Here is an 18443-nt window from a genome sequence, read left to right on the forward strand (position 1 = left end):
TTTTTAACATAGTCGGCGTGGCCCGGGCAGTCTACGTGCGCGTAGTGGCGAGTCGGGGTGTCATATTCAACGTGAGAGGTGTTGATGGTGATACCACGAGCTTTTTCTTCCGGCGCGTTATCGATCTGGTCGAATGCACGAGCGGAACCACCGTAGGTTTTAGCCAGAACGGTAGTGATTGCAGCGGTCAGAGTAGTTTTACCATGGTCAACGTGGCCGATAGTACCGACGTTGACGTGCGGTTTTGTACGTTCAAATTTTTCTTTAGACACGGCTATATTCCTTACTATAGTGCTCTCCCCTTCTGGAGAGAGCACGGGACTTTGGTTTTAACCCTGCGGCTTATTTACCACGGGCTTCGATTACGGCCTGAGCAACGTTGTTCGGCGCATCATCATACTTCAGGAACTCCATGGAGTAAGAAGCACGACCTTTGGTCAGAGAACGCAGCTGAGTTGCATATCCGAACATTTCAGACAGCGGAACTTCAGCGTGGATCACAACGCCAGTCACGTTGGATTCCTGACCGCGCAGCATACCGCGACGACGGCTAAGGTCACCGATAACGTCACCAGTGTTCTCTTCCGGAGTTTCTACTTCAACCTTCATGATCGGCTCAAGCAGAACTGGTTTCGCTTTCTTAAAGCCATCTTTAAAGGCAATAGAAGCGGCCAGTTTAAACGCCAGTTCAGAGGAGTCAACGTCGTGGTAAGAACCGAAGTGCAGACGCACGCCCAGATCAACTACCGGGTAACCAGCCAGAGGACCCGCTTTCAGCTGCTCCTGGATGCCTTTATCAACGGCCGGGATGTATTCGCCAGGAATTACACCACCTTTGATGTCGTTGATGAACTCATAACCTTTCGGGTTAGAGCCCGGCTCCAGCGGGTACATGTCGATAACGACGTGACCATACTGACCGCGACCACCAGACTGTTTAGCGTGTTTACCTTCGATATCGGTAACTTTCGCGCGAATCGCTTCACGGTAAGCAACCTGAGGTTTACCGACGTTCGCTTCAACGTTGAATTCACGCTTCATACGGTCAACGATGATGTCGAGGTGCAGCTCACCCATACCGGCGATGATAGTCTGGTTAGATTCTTCGTCAGTCCATACGCGGAAAGACGGGTCTTCTTTAGCCAGACGGCCCAGAGCCAGACCCATTTTTTCCTGGTCAGCTTTGGTTTTCGGTTCAACAGCGATAGAGATTACCGGCTCAGGGAATTCCATACGCTCCAGAATGATCGGCGCATTAGGATCGCACAGAGTGTCACCCGTAGTTACGTCTTTCAGACCGATAGCAGCAGCGATATCGCCCGCGCGAACTTCTTTGATCTCTTCACGTTTGTTAGCGTGCATCTGTACGATACGACCGAAACGCTCACGTGCAGCTTTCACGGAGTTCAGGATGGTATCACCAGAGTTAACCACACCGGAGTACACGCGGAAGAAGGTCAGGTTACCCACGAACGGGTCGGTAGCGATTTTGAATGCCAGAGCAGCAAACGGCTCATCATCGCTAGCGTGACGCTCAGCCGGAGTATCTTTACCGTCGTCCAGGATACCGTTGATCGCAGGTACGTCAACCGGGGATGGCAGGTAGTCAACTACCGCATCCAGCATCGCCTGAACACCTTTGTTCTTGAACGCAGAACCACAGGTTACCAGGATGATTTCGTTGTTCAGAACGCGCTGACGCAGAGCAGTTTTAATCTCTTCTTCAGTCAGTTCTTCACCACCCAGGTATTTCTCCATCAGCTCTTCAGAAGCTTCAGCAGCGGACTCGATCAGGTTCTGGTGCCATTCTTCGGCCAGTTCCTGCATGTCTGCCGGGATATCTTCGTAAGTGAAGGTTACACCTGCATCTTCTTCGTTCCAGTTGATGGCTTTCATTTTCACCAGGTCAACAACACCGGTGAACGCTTCTTCAGCGCCAATCGCCAGCTGCAGCGGAACAGGGTTCGCGCCCAGACGGGTTTTGATCTGACCAACAACTTTCAGGAAGTTCGCACCCATACGGTCCATTTTGTTAACGAACGCAATGCGCGGAACTTTATATTTGTTTGCCTGACGCCATACGGTTTCAGACTGAGGCTGAACACCACCAACTGCGCAGTAAACCATTACTGCACCATCAAGCACACGCATGGAACGTTCTACTTCGATAGTGAAGTCAACGTGCCCCGGGGTGTCGATGATGTTTACGCGATGCGGTTCATACTGCTTAGCCATACCTGACCAGAATGCAGTAGTCGCTGCGGAGGTGATAGTAATACCACGCTCCTGCTCCTGTTCCATCCAGTCCATGGTGGCAGCGCCGTCATGAACTTCACCGATTTTGTGGTTTACACCGGTGTAGAACAGAATACGTTCGGTAGTAGTAGTTTTACCGGCGTCGATGTGCGCACTGATACCGATGTTACGGTAGCGTGCGATGGGTGTTGTACGAGCCATTTGATTCCTCGTTATTTCTTTAGGCGTTCAGTTAAGTTATCCAAAACGGGCGACTTACCTGAAGCGCCCGTCTGGTGACTATGACTCCGAAGGGATTACCAACGGTAGTGTGCGAACGCCTTGTTGGCTTCTGCCATACGGTGAACGTCTTCACGTTTCTTAACTGCAGTACCTTTGTTGTCTGCAGCATCAGAGAGTTCGTTCGCCAGACGCAGAGCCATGGATTTATCACCACGTTTACGAGCAGCTTCAACGATCCAACGCATTGCCAGAGCATTACGACGAACCGGACGGACTTCAACTGGAACCTGATAAGTAGAACCACCAACGCGGCGAGACTTAACTTCTACAGTCGGGCGCACGTTGTCGAGAGCGACTTCGAAAGCTTCCAGTTCATTTTTACCAGAGCGCTGAGCCAGGGTCTCCAGCGCGCTGTATACGATTGCTTCTGCAGTAGATTTTTTACCATCTACCATCAGGATATTTACAAATTTAGCCAGCAGTTCTGATCCGAACTTAGGATCCGGCAGGATTTTACGCTGACCAATGACGCGACGACGTGGCATGGAAATACTCCGTTGTTAATTCAGGATTGTCCAAAACTCTAAGAGTTTAGTTTGACATTAATATAAAACGTTTGGCCTTACTTAACGGAGAACCATTAAGCCTTAGGACGCTTCACGCCATACTTGGAGCGAGCTTGCTTACGGTCTTTAACGCCGGAGCAGTCAAGCGCACCACGAACGGTGTGGTAACGAACACCCGGAAGGTCTTTAACACGACCGCCACGGATCAGGATCACGGAGTGCTCCTGCAGGTTGTGACCTTCACCACCGATGTAGGAGGTGACTTCGAAACCGTTAGTCAGACGCACACGGCAAACTTTACGCAGTGCGGAGTTAGGTTTCTTAGGAGTGGTGGTATATACACGAGTACATACGCCACGTTTCTGCGGGCAGGCTTCCAGCGCCGGCACGTTGCTCTTTGCAACTTTGCGCGCGCGTGGTTTGCGTACCAGCTGGTTAATTGTTGCCATTAAATAGCTCCTGGTTTTAGCTTTTGCTTCGTAAACACGTAATAAATCGCCTCATATAATATGAGGACGCAGAATTTTAGGGCGGTGCCGAAAAGGTGTCAAGAAATATACAACAATCCCGCCATTACCATGCCAACTGACCCGCATGTTTGACGGTCAGTCTGACGAACTCAGTATAGCTAACCCTGATGACGCTGTCCGCAATTTGACCAGCCAGCCCGCGGGCTTCGATATCTTCTTGCAGAGCGTAGATAGAAATGGGGGCAGATTGCAGGATTTCAAGGAAACGCCCTTCCGCGATGGCGGCGATAACGCCGTCCGACAGCAGGAGAAGATCGTCACCCTCTTTTATCAAACGGCGCATCGTCGCCATATCAGCGTGCCAGGGGGAAGTGCTTAGCGTATGGAGCATTCAGGCCTCAGAAACGCAGTATCACGTTAAAATCATCAAGCCGGGCGCGCAGAGCCTCTGGCTCCAGCCATTCACCGTCAACGACCCACGGCGTAGCAGAATTCAGGCCGCGCTCCCGTGCTGAAGCAGCGCAAATCCAGCACTGTTCGATATCGTATAGCGATAAGAGTTTGAAGGTAGAGATATAGTCGCGCGCCAGCACCGCGGCAGGGCGCTGCTCTGAAAGCAGCTGAAATACGCCATCGCCCACGAAGAATACGCCGATCTCTTCCGTCAGGGCTGAGGTTGCCAGCAGGGCATCCAGCCCTTCCCTGCCCGATGCTGAACCATGAGGCGCAGACGAAAAAATAAAGGCTACGCGTTTCATCAGAACTGCACCATGCGATCGCAGGTTAACGCGGCTTCCGCCAGCGCGCCCAAGCCACTCAAGGTAAAACCCGGCTGCAAATTATGCGCAGGCAAACTCAGCTGCCGGGCCTCTTGTTCATCAGTGATTCCACGGCGTAAAGCTGCGGCTACACAGATATGCAAGGAAACAGCGTGTTCCTCATGCAGCGCCTGCCAGGCCCGAACCAGATCAAACTCGTCGCTGGCGGGTGCCGTAAGCTGATTCGCGTTGTAGACGCCTTCACGATAGAAAAAAATGCTAAGCAGCTCGTGCCCCTCCTGCAAAACGGCGCGGGCAAACTGTAATGCGCTGCTGGCCTGCTGGGTACCGTAAGCGGGGCCCGTCACCGTAATGGCAAAGCGCATTATTTATCCAGCCCCTGGAAATCTCCGCTTTTGAACTGACGAATGTAGAGATAAACCGTGTGCTTAGAGATGTTCAGCCGATCGGCTACCTGGTTAATGGCATCCTTGATATCAAAGATCCCTTTCTCATAGAGGTTCAGGACGATCTGCCGATTTTTGGCGTTGTTAGAAACGTTACGGTCAGCGTTCACCTCTTCAATTGTGAACTCAAGCGTCTGGGCAACCAGATCGTCAACCGATGAAGCAAAGTTGACCTGCGAGTTTACCTCCGTCGTTTCCGGCGGAATAAAGGTGCTCATTATTTGTGAGAACGGCACATCAAGATTCATGTTGATGCACAGCAGGCCGATAACCCGATGGTCACGGTTGCGGATGGCGATTGTGACCGATTTCATCAGCACACCGCTTTTTGCGCGGGTAAAATAGCATTTGGAAACGCTGCTATCGGCTCCAGTCATATCGTGCAGCATGCGCAGCGCAAGGTCGGTAATTGGCGAGCCGATTTGTCGGCCGGTGTGTTCACCGTTGGCGATACGAATAGCGGAACATTTTAAGTCCTGCAATGAGTGCAATACGATTTCACAGTGGGAACCGATGAGCATCGCTAACCCGTCCACTACCGCTTCATAGGATTTGAGGATATCGAAGTCGGTCTGGTCAAAAGGACGTTGATCCAGTAAATCAAGCTCACTGGTCTCGTTGGTTAAAAGCGACCTGGACATGAAAAAAAGCACTCCTTTTCAGGAGCCTGTCGTTATCGTCAGGGCAGGCTCATCATCATTATTAATCTATCTAAAGTAATACAGCGCCTGAGGTTCTTTCCAGTTTTAATTATATCTGCCCGCAATAAAAAAGCCGCCGCCCCTGGAGGCGGCGGCTTAAAACCGATTACTTCTTAGCGTCAGCGGCAGGGGCTTCAGCGGCTGCTTCAGGCTTGGCATCCGCTTTCGGGGCCGGTTTAATATCCAGCAGCTCTACATCAAATACCAGAGTAGAGTTCGCCGGGATGCCCGGTACGCCGGTTTTGCCGTAAGCCAGATCCGGTGGAATGACCAGCTGGATTTTACCGCCTTTCTTGATGTTCTTCAGGCCTTCGGTCCAGCCTGGGATCACGCCGTCCAGGCGGAAGGAAAGCGGCTCGCCGCGGGTGTAGGAGTTATCAAACTCTTTACCGTCGATAAGCGTACCTTTGTAGTTAACCACAACGGTATCGCTGTCTTTCGGCGCTTCACCGGTACCCGCTTTTTCGACTTTGTAGAGCAGGCCAGATTTAGAGGTTTTCACGCCTTTCTCTTTCGCAAAGGCGTCACGGTAAGCTTTGCCTTTCGCTTCATTCTCAGATGCGTCTTTTTCCATTTTCTGCTGAGCAGCCGTTTTTACGCGGGTTTCAAACGTCTGCAGAGTCTGTTCGATCTCCTGATCGGACAGTTTGCTCTTATCAGCAAAAGCGTCCTGAACACCGGCGATCAGCTGATCTTTATCTAATTTGATGCCCAGTTTTTCTTGTTCTTTCAGGGAGTTTTCCATGTAACGTCCCAGCGATGCACCCAGCGCATAAGCAGATTTCTGATCGTCATTTTTGAATGCCGATTTGCTGTCCGTTGCGGGTGCCGCTTTCGCTGTCGTCTCAGCAGCGAAGCTCAGCGGTGCATTCAGGGCGACGGCCATTGTGGTCGCCAGCAGCGTTACTTTAAACAGTGATTTCATCCATTTCTCCAGGGCCGGGGCATCTCACCCCAGGGTTATCGTAAAAAACAAAAAACGTACTATAGAACGTTGCAGAACAAATCAACATACAGACGTACCTGAATATCGCCTCATTTCAGACTATTTTTGTATGAATTAGTTTCCCGTCAGACGTAACGATGCTGCGCGGATGCTGAAACTTCAGTAGAATCCGCCCGCAGGATAAGACAGAAGAGGTTACTCATGCACGATAGCACTTTAGAGACTCGCCTTGCGGAGCTGGAGAGCAGACTGGCGTTTCAGGAAATCACTATTGAAGACCTCAACAAAACCGTCACCGCCCACGAGATAGAAATGGCAAGGATGCGCGAACATATGCGCCTGATGGTGGAAAAATTGAAAGCGACTCAGCCATCCCACATGGCTTCACAGGCGGAAGAAACGCCTCCTCCGCATTATTAAGACGTAAAAAAAGCGGGTCTCCCCGCTTTTTTCTATTCCGCAACGCGAGCGTAGCGGAATTAATGACAACCGCAGCCGCCGTTACCGCCGCAACCGCCTTTGCCGTGTTCGTGGCCATGGTCATGGCCGTGACCGCCGCAGCAACCGTCGTGATCGTGGTCGTGGCCATGATCGTGGCCGTGAGCACCGTGTACATGACCATGCTCCAGCTCTTCCGCCGTTGCTTCGCGAATCGCGACGACTTCAACGTTGAACTTCAGATTCTGACCAGCCAGCATGTGGTTACCGTCAACAACAACGTGTTCGTCACCCACTTCGGTGATTTCTACCGGTACCGGACCCTGATCGGTTTCCGCCAGGAAGCGCATGCCCACCTGCAGCTCATCAACGCCCATAAATACATCTTTAGGTACGCGCTGAACCAGGTTTTCGTCGTACTGACCGTACGCGTCGTTAGCGCCGACTTCGACGTCAAATTTGTCGCCTACGTCGTGGCCGTCCAGCGCGTTTTCCAGGCCGGAAATCAGGGAACCGTGACCATGCAGGTAGTCAAGCGGCGCGCTTACCGGAGACTCATCAACCAACACACCGTCTTCTGTACGTACCTGATAGGCCAGGCTGACCACCAGGTCTTTTGCTACTTTCATGATATCTCCTGAGCATGGGAAGAATAGTGGCGCAGATTGTAGCGGAATTCTGCAGCCGTGTACCCTCTAGCTTAAAAAAAGCCGATAGATAACGCTAGTCCGGATGAAAAATGCCTATCACTTGCTCTTCTTTGCGAACATGCTCGCGAACCTCTTTATCCGCCTCACGCATCTGGTGCCCGCACTTAACGCACTCAACAATATCGACATTATTCTCACGCCACATCGCCAGTGAATCCTGAGCCTGGCACGCCGGACATTTCGCACCGGCAATAAAACGTTTACGCACAGCCATATCATTTACCTTTATTCAAATTCATCCCAGCCGTCTAACTGCCTGCTCTCTTTTTGCATCTCACGCTGAAAGATCTCCTCCAGCTCGCGTCTGGCTTCCCGCACGCGGGATATCTGCAGGGTATCACTATGCACCGGCATTAACTCGCGCAGCATCCGCATATCAAGGCGCCGAAAGTGCAGCTGAGCGCGCTGCGCCTGATGGGGATGCATGCCCAGCGAGATCAGCGCTTTTCGTCCCAGCTCCAGCGCGCTGGAGAAGGTTTCGCGAGAAAATTGCGCCACTCCCGCCTGCAGCAGCTCATGGGCCTCAACGCGTCCCCGCGCTCGCACCAGAATATGCAGATGTGGAAAGTGTTGTTGACACATCTCCACCAGCTTCATGGTATCTTCCGGCTCGTTACAGGTAATTACGATCGACTGCGCGTCTTCGGCTCCCGCTGAGCGCAGGAGCTCCAGCTGCGTCGCATCGCCAAAATAGACTTTATAGCCATATTTACGCATCAGATTGACCGCGCTGATATCGCGCTCCAGTACCGTGATACGCATTTTGTTCGCCATCAGCAGACGGCCGATCACCTGACCGAAACGACCAAAACCCACGATAATGACCTGCGGTTTGTCATCTTCAACCCACGGCGCCTCACCCTCTTCTTCGGGTTGATTCAATCGCCGCGAAAGCACTTTATCGATGAGCGTCATCAGCAGCGGCGTGGTCATCATCGACAACGTCACCGTCACCAGCAACAGGGCCATCTGATCGTTTTGAAACAGACGAAGCGAAGCGGGGAGTGAAAACAGCACAAAGGCGAATTCCCCTCCCTGGCTCAGCACGCCGGCAAACTGCACCCGTTCCGAACTGCGCAGGCCGTATACCCGCGCCAGAAGATACAGGACGAGACCTTTTACCGTCACCAGCACTGCGACGCTGACCACAACCCACAGCAAATGGGTATAAAGCACTCCAAGATTCAGCGCCATGCCAACGGAAATAAAGAACAGACCGAGGAGAAGCCCTTTAAACGGATCGATGGCGATTTCCAGCTCGTGGCGATACTCACTCTCTGCCAGCAGAACGCCGGCGATAAAGGTCCCCAGCGCCATCGACAAACCGAGCGCATCCATAAACAAAGCCGATCCGAGCACCAGCAGTAGCGTCGCGGCGGTGAAGACTTCCCGCACGCCGGATCCGGCGATAAAACGAAATACCGGCCTCAGCAGATAACGCCCGCCGACCAGCATTCCGCCGAAAGCCAATACCTTCATCCCTATGGTGAGCCAGTTAAAATGGTCGTCACCAGAACCCGCAAGCAATGGAACCAGCGCCAGGGCCGGGATCACGGCCAGATCCTGAAACAGCAATACGGAGAAACCCAGCTGTCCGGATTCGCTGCGGCTCATGCCCTTCTCACGCATCAGCTGCAGCGCCATCGCGGTGGAAGACATCGCCAGCCCAATCCCGCCGACCACCGCAGCGCGCCATGAGAAGTCGCTCAGCATAAGCAAACCGCCAAGAATGAGCGCGCTGAAGGCGACCTGAGCGGCCCCGACGCCGAAAATGGAGCTTCTCAGCCGCCACAGTTTGGACGGATTCAGCTCCAGTCCGATGATAAACATCAGAAAGACGACGCCTAATTCTGAGAAGTGAAGAATTTCATCCACATCGCTGATGAACCCTAATCCCCAGGGGCCGATGGCGATACCGGCCAGCAGATACCCCAGTACGGCGCCAATACCCAGCCTCGCCGCCAGCGGTACCGCCACCACGGCGGCAAACAGAAATAACACCCCGGCCAGCAGTAAATCAGCTCCCGCCATTTGGACCTCCAGCCGTTACAGGATTAGCCAGCCAATCGCGGTAGGCGCGAGCGCGGCTTTTCAGGTCTTCGGGAGATTGCCGACGCGCCCAGTAGACGATAATCGGGCTCATCCAGTGCATACGGCACATGCCGGCAGTCAATTCAAAAGGGCGGAGAATGTCATTCATCGGATAACGATGGGCATCGCGCCGGTAGGCGCTCTCCGGCTCGCCGGTAGTAATGACGCTACGCCAGTACTTTCCCGCCAGCTGATTCCCTCCCGCCCCGCTGGCGAAGCCGCGGCTGAGCACCCTGTCCAGCCACTCTTTCATCAGCGCCGGGCAGCTCCAGGTATAGAGCGGATGCTGGAAAACAATCACCTCATGCTGGCGCAGGAGATCCTGCTCCCAGGCGATATCAATAAAAAAATCCGGATAGTGCGCGTAGAGATCGTGCACGGTCACATTCGACAACTGTAAGGCCGGTTCAAGCAAAACCCGGTTGGCCACGGAATCCTGAGATTCTGGGTGGGCATACAGCAGCAAAACTTTCGCTGTCTGAGACATCTTTCCCCTCCCGAACGTCTTCTGGCGGCCTGTGCAGCGGCTGCGTCCCGACGCAACCAGAATGACTTTGTGTATCATCTTCATTTTGGGCTACCATTGCGGCCCGGTTGAGCGATTCGCTCCACACTACATTATCATAATGACAAATTAACATAGTCAGAACATACGGCGCCTTATGATTGTTTTCTCCTCCTTACAAATTCGTCGCGGCGTACGCGTCCTGCTGGACAACGCCACCGCTACCATCAACCCAGGGCAAAAAGTCGGCCTGGTGGGTAAAAACGGCTGCGGTAAATCCACGCTGCTTTCGCTTTTGAAAAACGAGATTAGCGCCGACGGCGGCTCGATGACCTTCCCCGGCAGCTGGCAGCTGGCCTGGGTTAACCAGGAAACGCCTGCGCTTGCGCAGCCGGCTATTGACTATGTTATTGATGGCGATCGCGAATTCCGCAAGCTGGAGGCGGATCTGCACGCGGCCAACGAACGTAATGACGGTCATGCCATTGCGACGGTCCACGGTAAGCTGGACGCCATCGACGCCTGGACCATCCGCTCGCGCGCGGCCAGCCTGCTCCACGGGCTCGGTTTCAGCAACGAACAGCTTGAAAGACCGGTGAGCGACTTTTCCGGCGGCTGGCGTATGCGCCTTAACCTCGCTCAGGCGCTGATTTGCCGTTCCGATCTGCTGCTGCTTGATGAACCGACGAACCACCTCGATCTCGACGCGGTCATCTGGCTGGAGAAATGGCTCAAAGGCTATCCGGGGACCCTGATTCTGATCTCCCACGATCGCGACTTTCTCGATCCGATCGTCGACAAAATTATCCATATCGAACAGCAAACGATGTTCGAGTACACCGGCAACTACAGCTCATTTGAAGTGCAGCGCGCGACCCGCCTTTCGCAGCAACAATCGATGTACGAAAGCCAGCAGCTGCGCGTCGCGCATTTGCAGAGCTACATCGACCGTTTTCGCGCTAAAGCCACCAAAGCTAAACAGGCGCAAAGCCGTATCAAAATGCTCGAGCGCATGGAGCTCATCGCGCCTGCCCACGTGGATAATCCGTTCCACTTTAGCTTCCGCGCGCCGGAAAGCCTGCCCAATCCGCTGCTGAAGATGGAAAAGGTTAGCGCCGGCTATGGAGAGCGGGTGATTCTCGACTCAATCAAGCTGAATCTGGTTCCCGGTTCGCGCATTGGTCTGCTGGGGCGCAACGGCGCCGGTAAATCGACGCTGATTAAACTGCTGGCCGGTGAGCTACAGCCGCTGCACGGTGAGATTGGTCTGGCGAAAGGCATCAAGCTTGGCTACTTCGCTCAGCATCAGTTGGAATTTCTGCGCGCGGATGAATCCCCGCTGCAGCATCTTGCCCGCCTCGCGCCGCAGGAACTGGAGCAGAAACTGCGCGACTATCTGGGCGGTTTCGGCTTCCAGAGCGATAAGGTCAACGAACAGACGCAGCGTTTCTCCGGCGGCGAGAAAGCGCGCCTGGTGCTGGCGTTAATCGTCTGGCAACGGCCAAATCTGCTGCTGCTTGATGAACCCACCAACCACCTCGATCTCGATATGCGTCAGGCGCTAACCGAAGCGTTAATCGATTTTGAAGGCGCGCTGGTGGTGGTTTCGCACGACCGCCATCTGATTCGCTCCACCACCGACGACCTTTATCTGGTGCACGATAGCAAAGTCGAACCTTTCGACGGCGATCTCGAAGACTACCAGCAGTGGCTGAGCGACACGCAAAAGCAGGAAAACCAGGCCTCCGAAGAGCCGAAGGAAAACGGCAACAGTGCCCAGGCGCGTAAAGATCAGAAACGCCGGGAAGCCGAGCTGCGTACGCTGACCCAGCCGCTGCGCAAAGAGATTGCCCGCCTGGAAAAAGAGATGGAGAGGTTCAACACGCAGCTGGCGCAGGTGGAAGAGAAGCTGGGCGACAGCGAATTATACGATCAAAGCCGCAAAGCGGAGCTCACCGCCTGTTTACAGCAGCAGGCTAGCGCGAAGTCCGGGCTGGAAGAGTGTGAAATGGCCTGGCTGGATGCCCAGGAACAGCTGGAGCAGATGCTCCAGGAAGGCTAACGGCATGATGCAGTACCAAAAGGCGGGAACGCCCGCCTTTTTTAATCCCACTCCCCGCCGCTTAACGCTGCGCCGCCAGCCGGGCGCGGATCTGCGACAGCGAGGCATAGCCGTACAGCTTGCCATCCAGAAAGCGCGTTTTTAACTCGCCCTGCTGCTCCTGCTCCAGCGTTTGCCCATCGTACAGCTGCAGTTCCCCCACGGCGTCGCGTTCCACGCGCAGCAGACCACGCGCCGAACGTTTGAGGCCATTATCGGTTTTCGGCTCCTTAAAGAGGGCTCTTCCCTCGCCGTTCACCTCCCCCCAGGTCGCCTTCATCGCGAAGCCGAAGGTATCGCGGGTGTTGTACTGGTAGGTAAAGGAACCCACGCCGAACACCACGTTAGCGCTGGCAAAGCCTTTCGCTTCCAGGCGACGCAGGATCTCATCCGCTCTGGCGAGAGTAATGGAATCGCCGTAAATCAGGCCGACATGCGGATCCAGTACCTTGTATCCTTTTTCGTTAATCGTACCGCCGAAGATTTCCCACAGTACTTCAACGGAGCCTTTCTCCTCGGCGCTGCGCTCGCTGCGGGTGTCGTCGTCAGCCGCCGTTCCGCACAGAATAGCCACCGGATCGCCGCTGTCCGGACGGAATACGACTCGCCCCTGGCGCCGCATAATTATCGCCTTCAGCTCGCGGGTGTATTCGGTCAGCACCTGCCAGTAATCCCAGGTATCCGAGACGATAGAGACGAAACCCTGCGGGTGGACTTCGGTAATCAGCCGGCGAAAGGTTTCAATTTCCCGCTCGCGCTCGCCCATACACATCACGCTGTGTTCCGTGGCCGGAATGCTGGCGCCGATAAGCTCATCTTCACCGCGAGTGTAATAATCCCGGGCATACAGCAGCGAAGGCAGGCTATCGGTACCTTTGAAGCTGGCCAGATGTCCGCAGCCCGACTGCGCAGTGTCGTGCAGCCCGGACATCCCCCGAAACGAAAAGTCGTGACATTGGAAATCAAGGTGCGTCAGATCGCTACAGGTTTTCTCCGCCCAGCGTTCGCAAATCAGGCGATAGTGGTGGGCAATGGTCGCGTTGGTTGACGCTTTCCACAGCTCCGCCGAAAGCACCGTCTCCAGATAGTTCACCAGCCAGAAGAACTCAGGTTGCGTATTGGTGATGGTCAGCACCGGTACTTTCATCGGCACCTTGGTGCCTTCATCGAGCGCTTTGATATGCAGCGGTAAATAGCCAAGCCGATGCAGAGCACGAACAGGCTCCACCCCAACCGTATCGCGCCCCAGATAGCCGTCCATCACCTGCTTATACTCGTTGACGACCTCCTCTTCCGGGCGGGCGAAAAACGCCTCGTTAAACAGATCGACCAGGAACCACTGCAGAAACCCCTGCAGGCCGAAAAATACCAGCTTGCCGTCGGCCTGCGGCGACTGGAAAAAACGATCGCTGCGCGGAGTAAAGTTTGAGTAGACCTTCGTAGTCCCCTGCGGATACTGCACGCGATGGGAAACTTTATAACCATCAATAGCCAGAATCGGATTTATTTTCATCATATTATCCCCAATGTGCGCGGTAGATGGCGTCTATATCGATAAGCTCCAGCTGCGGGTGAGCCAGGGCAGGCGAAGTCAAAGAGGTGGTGGCGTAAACGGCATCGATGCCGTTATTCAGCAAATGCTCTACGCCTTTAGAAAAAACGCCGTGGGTCACATACAAACTCACGCTGCGGGCGCCCGCCGCGCGGAGCACCTGCGCCGAGCCGATAAAGGTGCCGCCAGCGTCGCACAGGTCGTCAACGATAAGCACCGCTTTACCTGCAACATCACCGGCCAGCAGAGAAAAACCGGTTAACGCGCCGCTGGCAAGGTCACGCTCTTTACCGAGGATCGCGAACTCTCCGGCACCGCAGGCTTTAGCCACAGGGTGAATCTTCTTGAGCGCGCCGGCATCCGGCGCCACCAGCATCAGCTCCCCGGTAGCAATAGCCTGACGCAGAACGGCGTTCTGCAGAAGACAGTGCTGCTGGGCAACCGCAACCATATTATTGACTGCCGCCGCGGCGGCATCGCTATGCGGGTCAAGCACCACGACTTTGTCAAAGCCAAGGGTATTAAGCTGCCGGGCGAAGACCTTCAAAGCAAAGCTGTCTCCCGGCACCATATGGCGATCCTGGCGCGCCCACGGCAGCCACGGCAGTTCCAGATGGCTAAACGCCACGTCGGTAACATGACGCACGGCCTCCACCAGCTGCGCCAGCAGCATAAAATCGTTCATATCGCGCAGAGTAACCGCCCGGATGCGCATCAAACGGGCGGAAGGCGGTAATTGTTCGGTCACCTTCAGCCACACAGCGCCATCGGGAAAGACGCCGCTGGCAAGCGTAAACGCCTCATCATCCAGTTCCAGGGTAAATTTTTCGCTCATGGTGACCTCCGCTCATTAAATTGTGTCCCTAAGACACAATCAATAGTGTCCCTAAGACACACATGATGCAAGTGTTAAATGTCATTTAAGCGGAAAAATGGATTAGGCTATTGAAAAATAATAACAAAAATAGAGACTTGCTGCTCAGGAAGGGGCTGGTACACTTGTCAGCGTTCTTTTCCGCTGCGAGCGCTCTATGACCACCGATGCCGAATACCTCAGCCAATACGATGCCAGCCGCTTTCCCTCGCCGCTGGTGACCGTCGATAGCGTCCTGTTTACCCTGCATGAAGGGGCGCTATGCGTTCTGCTGGTTGAGCGCGCTCATCCGCCGCAGCAGGGGGCGTGGGGGCTACCCGGCGGCTTTATCGATCTGGCGCACGATGATTCAACCCGCGCCACGGCGCTACGTAAGCTCACGGAAAAAACCGGGATTTCACCGTCATGGCTGGAGCAGCTCGACACCTTTTCCGGGCCGGATCGCGATCCGCGCGGCTGGAGCCTGACTATCGCCTGGTTTGCGTTAATCTCATGGGTAGATTGTCAGCCGCATATCGCCAGCGTCAGCGATGCCCGCTGGGTGCCGGTGGCGCAGCTGGATAGCTATTCGCTGGCTTTCGATCATCAAAAGATCATCGACGCCGGTCTGCACCGCTTACGCCAAAAAACGATGTACTCTTTACTGCCGGTTTACTGTCTGCCGGAGACCTTTACCCATGGTCAGCTGCTGGAAGCCACGGAAATCATCCTTGGTCAGCCGATTCAACGCAAAAGCCTGATTCGCCGCTTCGAAGCCTCCGGAATGTTTGAAGAGACCGGGGAAACAGCGGCAACCGGCGCGCGCAAAGCGCGGCTATGGCGGCGTAAACCCGGCGTCGATTTTCATCTCTTTTCACGTAACCTGCTGACCGATTAGCCGCAAGGCCACATATGGGCTAACCTGCGCACTTCATGCGCGGTATAGTATGTTATAAAGATTATTTATTGCTCTGGTGCTATGGTTGATATCACTCCTACAGAAATGACGCCCCCTGAAGACGACTCGCAGCAGTTTCATCCGATGCGCGGCGTAGGCAATCGTCATTTGCAAACCATGTTGCCGCGGCTAATCCGTCGCAAACTCCGCTTTACTCCCCACTGGCAGCGTCTGGAATTGCCGGACGGCGACTTTATCGATCTGGCGTGGAGCGAAGACCCTTCGCAGGCGCGTCATAAACCACGCCTGGTGGTGTTTCATGGCCTGGAGGGCAGCCTGCACAGCCCTTACGCCCACGGACTTATCCATGCGGCCATGCAGCGCGGCTGGCTGGGCGTGGTGATGCACTTTCGCGGCTGTAGCGGCGAACCCAACCGGAATAACCGCATCTACCACTCGGGCGAAACGGAAGATGGCTCCTGGTTTCTGCGCTGGCTCCAGCGCGAGTACGGCACGGCCCCCACCGCCGCGGTGGGATATTCGCTCGGGGGCAATATGCTGGGCTGCCTGCTGGCAAAAGAGGGCGACGCAATTCCCGTTGATGCCGCGGTTATCGTCTCGGCGCCGTTTATGCTGGAGGCCTGTAGCTATCATATGGACAAAGGTTTCTCCCGCGTTTATCAGCGCTATCTGCTCAACCTGCTGAAAGCCAACGCCGCGCGTAAGCTAAAAGCCTATCCCGGCTCTCTGCCCGTCGATTTACGCCAGCTAAAAAGCATGCGCCGTATTCGCGAATTTGACGATAGCATCACGGCCAGGATCCACGGCTTTGCCGATGCGCTGGACTATTATCGCCAATGTAGCGCCATGCCGCGCTTAAGCGATATCACTAAGCCCACGCTGATTATTCACGCGAAGGACGATCCCTTTATGGATCACCACTCGATTCCCCCGCAGGAACAGCTGCCGGCGAATGTCGAATATCAGCTCACGGAGCACGGCGGGCACGTTGGTTTCGTCGGCGGCACGCTGCGTAAGCCGGAAATGTGGCTTGAAAAAAGAATTCCGGATTGGCTAACCCGTTGGTTAGGAGCGCAAATATGATCATTCCCTGGCAAGATCTCGATCCCGAAACGCTGGATAACCTGATCGAAAGTTTTGTATTACGTGAAGGCACCGATTATGGTGAACATGAACGTTCGCTGACGGATAAAGTCGCTGATGTTAAACTGCAGTTGAAAAGCGGAGAAGTCGTGCTGGTGTGGTCAGAACTGCACGAGACGGTGAACATTATGCCCCGCAAGCAGTTTCACGGCTAAGGCGGCACACACTATCGTTTACTCTGGGAGTTGTTATGTCTGCCAAACATCCGGTGATTGCCGTCACGGGCTCCAGCGGCGCGGGAACCACGACCACCAGCCTCGCCTTTCGCAAAATCTTCGCCCAGCTTAATCTGCACGCCGCCGAAGTTGAAGGCGATAGCTTTCACCGCTATACCCGTCCGGAAATGGACATGGCGATCCGTAAAGCACGCGATCAGGGCAAACATATCAGCTACTTTGGCCCCGAGGCTAACGACTTCGGCCTGCTGGAACACACGTTCGCCGAATATGGGCAAAGCGGCAAAGGCCAGTCGCGCAAGTATTTACATACCTATGACGAGGCCGTGCCGTGGAATCAGGTTCCGGGGACCTTCACGCCCTGGCAGCCACTGCCCGAACCGACTGACGTCCTGTTTTATGAAGGCCTGCACGGCGGCGTGGTGACGCCGCAGCATAACGTAGCAAACCATGTCGACCTGCTGGTTGGCGTGGTGCCCATCGTCAATCTTGAGTGGATCCAGAAGCTTATTCGCGACACCAGCGAACGCGGCCACTCTCGTGAGGCGGTGATGGATTCCGTGGTCCGTTCGATGGAAGACTACATCAACTTTATCACCCCGCAGTTTTCGCGCACCCACCTCAACTTCCAGCGCGTACCGACGGTGGATACGTCCAACCCGTTTGCGGCCAAAGCCATCCCTTCGCTGGATGAAAGCTTTGTCGTTATCCATTTCCGTAATCTAAAAAATATCGATTTCCCCTGGCTTCTGGCGATGCTGCAGGGCTCGTTTATCTCGCATATGAATACGCTGGTGGTACCGGGCGGGAAAATGGGGCTGGCGATGGAACTGATCATGGCGCCGCTGGTTGAGCGCCTGATGGAAGGCAGGAAAATAAGCTAACGGTCAAAACCCCGGTGACGCGTTTGCCGGCCGGGGGCCTTTCGGCTTACCCTTCGATCACTTCATAAGAGTGGGTAATGTTTACCGCTTTCTCAAGCATCAGCGCGACGGAACAATACTTTTCCGCCGACAGGTCGACCGCGCGAGACACGGCAGCGTCCTTCAGTTCTTTACCGGTCACGATAAAATGCAGATTGATATGGGTAAACAGACGCGGAGCCTCTTCGCGACGCTCAGAAGTCAGCTTAACTTCGCAGTTGGTAACGTTATGACGGCCCTTCTGCAATATGGAAACCACATCGATCGCGCTGCATCCGCCTGCCGCCATCAGAACCATTTCCATTGGGCTGGGCGCTTTATCCCCGGAATTGCCGTCCATCAGAATCTGGTGACCAGAAGCCGACTCACCGATGAAGGTTAACCCTTCAACCCACTTCACTCGCGCTTGCATAAATTTAACTCCAGGGCTGTAATTTTCCCGACAGATTACGCGTACATAACAATTCTCGCAACGGAAGGCGACCTGGGTCATGCTGAAGCGAGACACCAGGAGACATGCGGCGAAAGCTATGCTAAAACAATCTGGATGCTACAGTAATACATTGATGTACTGCATGTATGCAGAGGAGTTCACATTACAGGCTGCAGAAAACTTTCAGCCGGATTCCCAGGTATAGGGATTCAA

22 protein-coding genes are annotated in these 18443 nt (G+C 54.5%); 6 read left to right on the forward strand and 16 right to left on the reverse strand.

Annotation, left to right across the window (positions count from 1 at the left end; translation table 11 throughout):
- The 9 genes from CMQ96_RS04655 to fkpA all read right to left on the reverse strand — a co-directional run.
- Positions 1-272, reverse strand: a 272-nt coding sequence (locus CMQ96_RS04655) for a GTP-binding protein (protein ID WP_048955487.1), incomplete at its 3' end; no start/stop codon positions are given.
- A gap of 70 nt (positions 273-342) precedes the next feature.
- Positions 343-2457 carry an elongation factor G gene (fusA, locus tag CMQ96_RS04660; protein ID WP_004115957.1) on the reverse strand — a complete coding sequence of 705 codons (2115 nt, stop codon included), beginning with the start codon at positions 2455-2457 and terminating at the stop codon, positions 343-345.
- 95 nt (positions 2458-2552) lie between these two features.
- Positions 2553-3023 (reverse strand): 30S ribosomal protein S7, encoded by a 471-nt coding sequence (rpsG, locus tag CMQ96_RS04665; protein ID WP_004106370.1) that lies wholly within the window; start codon positions 3021-3023, stop codon positions 2553-2555.
- A 95-nt stretch (positions 3024-3118) separates the two neighbouring features.
- A complete protein-coding gene (rpsL, locus tag CMQ96_RS04670) occupies positions 3119-3493 on the reverse strand; it encodes a 30S ribosomal protein S12 (protein ID WP_002920115.1) in 375 nt (124 codons plus the stop codon).
- Positions 3494-3617: 124 nt separating this feature from the next.
- Positions 3618-3905: a sulfurtransferase complex subunit TusB gene (gene tusB / locus CMQ96_RS04675; protein ID WP_024359852.1), complete on the reverse strand. Its 288-nt coding sequence runs from the start codon at positions 3903-3905 to the stop codon at positions 3618-3620.
- Positions 3906-3912: 7 nt separating this feature from the next.
- On the reverse strand, positions 3913-4272 hold the full coding sequence (gene tusC, locus CMQ96_RS04680; protein WP_049087547.1) for a sulfurtransferase complex subunit TusC: 360 nt from the start codon (positions 4270-4272) through the stop codon (positions 3913-3915).
- Positions 4272-4658 carry a sulfurtransferase complex subunit TusD gene (gene tusD, locus CMQ96_RS04685; protein WP_004138410.1) on the reverse strand — a complete coding sequence of 129 codons (387 nt, stop codon included), beginning with the start codon at positions 4656-4658 and terminating at the stop codon, positions 4272-4274. Before tusD ends, tusC begins: the two co-directional genes overlap by 1 nt.
- Positions 4658-5380: a transcriptional regulator gene (locus CMQ96_RS04690; protein WP_004106380.1), complete on the reverse strand. Its 723-nt coding sequence runs from the start codon at positions 5378-5380 to the stop codon at positions 4658-4660. Before CMQ96_RS04690 ends, tusD begins: the two co-directional genes overlap by 1 nt.
- 166 nt (positions 5381-5546) lie before the next feature.
- On the reverse strand, positions 5547-6365 hold the full coding sequence (gene fkpA / locus CMQ96_RS04695; protein WP_004125943.1) for an FKBP-type peptidyl-prolyl cis-trans isomerase: 819 nt from the start codon (positions 6363-6365) through the stop codon (positions 5547-5549).
- Positions 6366-6587: 222 nt separating this feature from the next.
- Here fkpA and CMQ96_RS04700 point away from each other — a divergent pair, with 222 nt between their 5' ends.
- Entirely contained in the window at positions 6588-6806 is a 219-nt protein-coding gene (locus CMQ96_RS04700; protein WP_004106384.1) for a protein SlyX, read from the forward strand.
- 59 nt (positions 6807-6865) lie between these two features.
- Here the strand turns inward: CMQ96_RS04700 and slyD are convergent, their stop codons facing one another.
- The 4 genes from slyD to kefG form a co-directional block, all read right to left on the reverse strand.
- Positions 6866-7453 (reverse strand): peptidylprolyl isomerase, encoded by a 588-nt coding sequence (gene slyD, locus CMQ96_RS04705; protein WP_004125951.1) that lies wholly within the window; start codon positions 7451-7453, stop codon positions 6866-6868.
- A 94-nt stretch (positions 7454-7547) separates the two neighbouring features.
- Positions 7548-7748, reverse strand: coding sequence for a YheV family putative zinc ribbon protein (locus CMQ96_RS04710; RefSeq protein ID WP_004106389.1), 201 nt, complete (start codon positions 7746-7748; stop codon positions 7548-7550).
- Positions 7749-7759: 11 nt separating this feature from the next.
- Positions 7760-9565, reverse strand: coding sequence for a glutathione-regulated potassium-efflux system protein KefB (gene kefB / locus CMQ96_RS04715; protein ID WP_098066112.1), 1806 nt, complete (start codon positions 9563-9565; stop codon positions 7760-7762).
- Positions 9552-10112, reverse strand: coding sequence for a glutathione-regulated potassium-efflux system ancillary protein KefG (kefG, locus tag CMQ96_RS04720; RefSeq protein ID WP_004138406.1), 561 nt, complete (start codon positions 10110-10112; stop codon positions 9552-9554). The genes kefB and kefG overlap by 14 nt, the downstream gene beginning before the upstream one ends.
- A gap of 175 nt (positions 10113-10287) precedes the next feature.
- Between kefG and CMQ96_RS04730 the strand changes: the two genes are divergently transcribed.
- On the forward strand, positions 10288-12192 hold the full coding sequence (locus CMQ96_RS04730; RefSeq protein ID WP_098066114.1) for an ABC transporter ATP-binding protein: 1905 nt from the start codon (positions 10288-10290) through the stop codon (positions 12190-12192).
- A 61-nt stretch (positions 12193-12253) separates the two neighbouring features.
- Here CMQ96_RS04730 and CMQ96_RS04735 read toward each other — a convergent pair whose 3' ends face one another.
- Both CMQ96_RS04735 and prs read right to left on the reverse strand, forming a co-directional pair.
- A complete protein-coding gene (locus tag CMQ96_RS04735; RefSeq protein ID WP_004138401.1) occupies positions 12254-13744 on the reverse strand; it encodes a nicotinate phosphoribosyltransferase in 1491 nt (496 codons plus the stop codon).
- 4 nt (positions 13745-13748) lie between these two features.
- The gene (gene prs / locus CMQ96_RS04740; protein ID WP_098066116.1) at positions 13749-14618 is read right to left on the reverse strand and encodes a ribose-phosphate diphosphokinase; all 870 of its coding nucleotides are present in this window, start codon (positions 14616-14618) and stop codon (positions 13749-13751) included.
- A 196-nt stretch (positions 14619-14814) separates the two neighbouring features.
- On the opposite strand from prs, the gene CMQ96_RS04745 reads away from it, so the two are divergent.
- From CMQ96_RS04745 to CMQ96_RS04760, 4 genes are all read left to right on the forward strand, one after another.
- A complete protein-coding gene (locus CMQ96_RS04745) occupies positions 14815-15534 on the forward strand; it encodes an NUDIX hydrolase (protein ID WP_024359847.1) in 720 nt (239 codons plus the stop codon).
- A gap of 144 nt (positions 15535-15678) precedes the next feature.
- On the forward strand, positions 15679-16638 hold the full coding sequence (locus CMQ96_RS04750; protein ID WP_229295910.1) for a hydrolase: 960 nt from the start codon (positions 15679-15681) through the stop codon (positions 16636-16638).
- Positions 16635-16853 (forward strand): YheU family protein, encoded by a 219-nt coding sequence (locus CMQ96_RS04755; protein ID WP_098066118.1) that lies wholly within the window; start codon positions 16635-16637, stop codon positions 16851-16853. Before CMQ96_RS04750 ends, CMQ96_RS04755 begins: the two co-directional genes overlap by 4 nt.
- A gap of 35 nt (positions 16854-16888) precedes the next feature.
- The gene (locus CMQ96_RS04760; RefSeq protein ID WP_004138395.1) at positions 16889-17758 is read left to right on the forward strand and encodes a phosphoribulokinase; all 870 of its coding nucleotides are present in this window, start codon (positions 16889-16891) and stop codon (positions 17756-17758) included.
- Positions 17759-17804: 46 nt separating this feature from the next.
- Here the strand turns inward: CMQ96_RS04760 and CMQ96_RS04765 are convergent, their stop codons facing one another.
- A complete protein-coding gene (locus CMQ96_RS04765) occupies positions 17805-18209 on the reverse strand; it encodes an OsmC family protein (protein WP_004106401.1) in 405 nt (134 codons plus the stop codon).
- Positions 18210-18443: the final 234 nt, after the last annotated feature.

Origin of the sequence: Klebsiella sp. MBT K-1 (genome assembly GCF_002556465.1) — a bacterium.
GTDB lineage: Bacteria > Pseudomonadota > Gammaproteobacteria > Enterobacterales > Enterobacteriaceae > Klebsiella > Klebsiella grimontii.

Excerpts from the sequence above, each read along its gene's own strand:
- CMQ96_RS04750 (WP_229295910.1), top strand. The coding sequence starts at position 15,679 with ATGCGCGGCGTAGGCAATCGTCATTTGCAAACCATGTTGCCGCGGCTA.
- tusC (WP_049087547.1), bottom strand. The coding sequence starts at position 4,272 with ATGAAACGCGTAGCCTTTATTTTTTCGTCTGCGCCTCATGGTTCAGCA.
- fusA (WP_004115957.1), bottom strand. The coding sequence starts at position 2,457 with ATGGCTCGTACAACACCCATCGCACGCTACCGTAACATCGGTATCAGT.
- CMQ96_RS04765 (WP_004106401.1), bottom strand. The coding sequence starts at position 18,209 with ATGCAAGCGCGAGTGAAGTGGGTTGAAGGGTTAACCTTCATCGGTGAG.
- kefB (WP_098066112.1), bottom strand. The coding sequence starts at position 9,565 with ATGGCGGGAGCTGATTTACTGCTGGCCGGGGTGTTATTTCTGTTTGCC.
- CMQ96_RS04755 (WP_098066118.1), top strand. The coding sequence starts at position 16,635 with ATGATCATTCCCTGGCAAGATCTCGATCCCGAAACGCTGGATAACCTG.
- kefG (WP_004138406.1), bottom strand. The coding sequence starts at position 10,112 with ATGTCTCAGACAGCGAAAGTTTTGCTGCTGTATGCCCACCCAGAATCT.
- CMQ96_RS04760 (WP_004138395.1), top strand. The coding sequence starts at position 16,889 with ATGTCTGCCAAACATCCGGTGATTGCCGTCACGGGCTCCAGCGGCGCG.
- CMQ96_RS04745 (WP_024359847.1), top strand. The coding sequence starts at position 14,815 with ATGACCACCGATGCCGAATACCTCAGCCAATACGATGCCAGCCGCTTT.
- fkpA (WP_004125943.1), bottom strand. The coding sequence starts at position 6,365 with ATGAAATCACTGTTTAAAGTAACGCTGCTGGCGACCACAATGGCCGTC.
- rpsL (WP_002920115.1), bottom strand. The coding sequence starts at position 3,493 with ATGGCAACAATTAACCAGCTGGTACGCAAACCACGCGCGCGCAAAGTT.
- tusD (WP_004138410.1), bottom strand. The coding sequence starts at position 4,658 with ATGCGCTTTGCCATTACGGTGACGGGCCCCGCTTACGGTACCCAGCAG.
- rpsG (WP_004106370.1), bottom strand. The coding sequence starts at position 3,023 with ATGCCACGTCGTCGCGTCATTGGTCAGCGTAAAATCCTGCCGGATCCT.
- CMQ96_RS04730 (WP_098066114.1), top strand. The coding sequence starts at position 10,288 with ATGATTGTTTTCTCCTCCTTACAAATTCGTCGCGGCGTACGCGTCCTG.
- slyD (WP_004125951.1), bottom strand. The coding sequence starts at position 7,453 with ATGAAAGTAGCAAAAGACCTGGTGGTCAGCCTGGCCTATCAGGTACGT.
- prs (WP_098066116.1), bottom strand. The coding sequence starts at position 14,618 with ATGAGCGAAAAATTTACCCTGGAACTGGATGATGAGGCGTTTACGCTT.
- CMQ96_RS04690 (WP_004106380.1), bottom strand. The coding sequence starts at position 5,380 with ATGTCCAGGTCGCTTTTAACCAACGAGACCAGTGAGCTTGATTTACTG.
- CMQ96_RS04700 (WP_004106384.1), top strand. The coding sequence starts at position 6,588 with ATGCACGATAGCACTTTAGAGACTCGCCTTGCGGAGCTGGAGAGCAGA.
- CMQ96_RS04710 (WP_004106389.1), bottom strand. The coding sequence starts at position 7,748 with ATGGCTGTGCGTAAACGTTTTATTGCCGGTGCGAAATGTCCGGCGTGC.
- CMQ96_RS04735 (WP_004138401.1), bottom strand. The coding sequence starts at position 13,744 with ATGAAAATAAATCCGATTCTGGCTATTGATGGTTATAAAGTTTCCCAT.
- tusB (WP_024359852.1), bottom strand. The coding sequence starts at position 3,905 with ATGCTCCATACGCTAAGCACTTCCCCCTGGCACGCTGATATGGCGACG.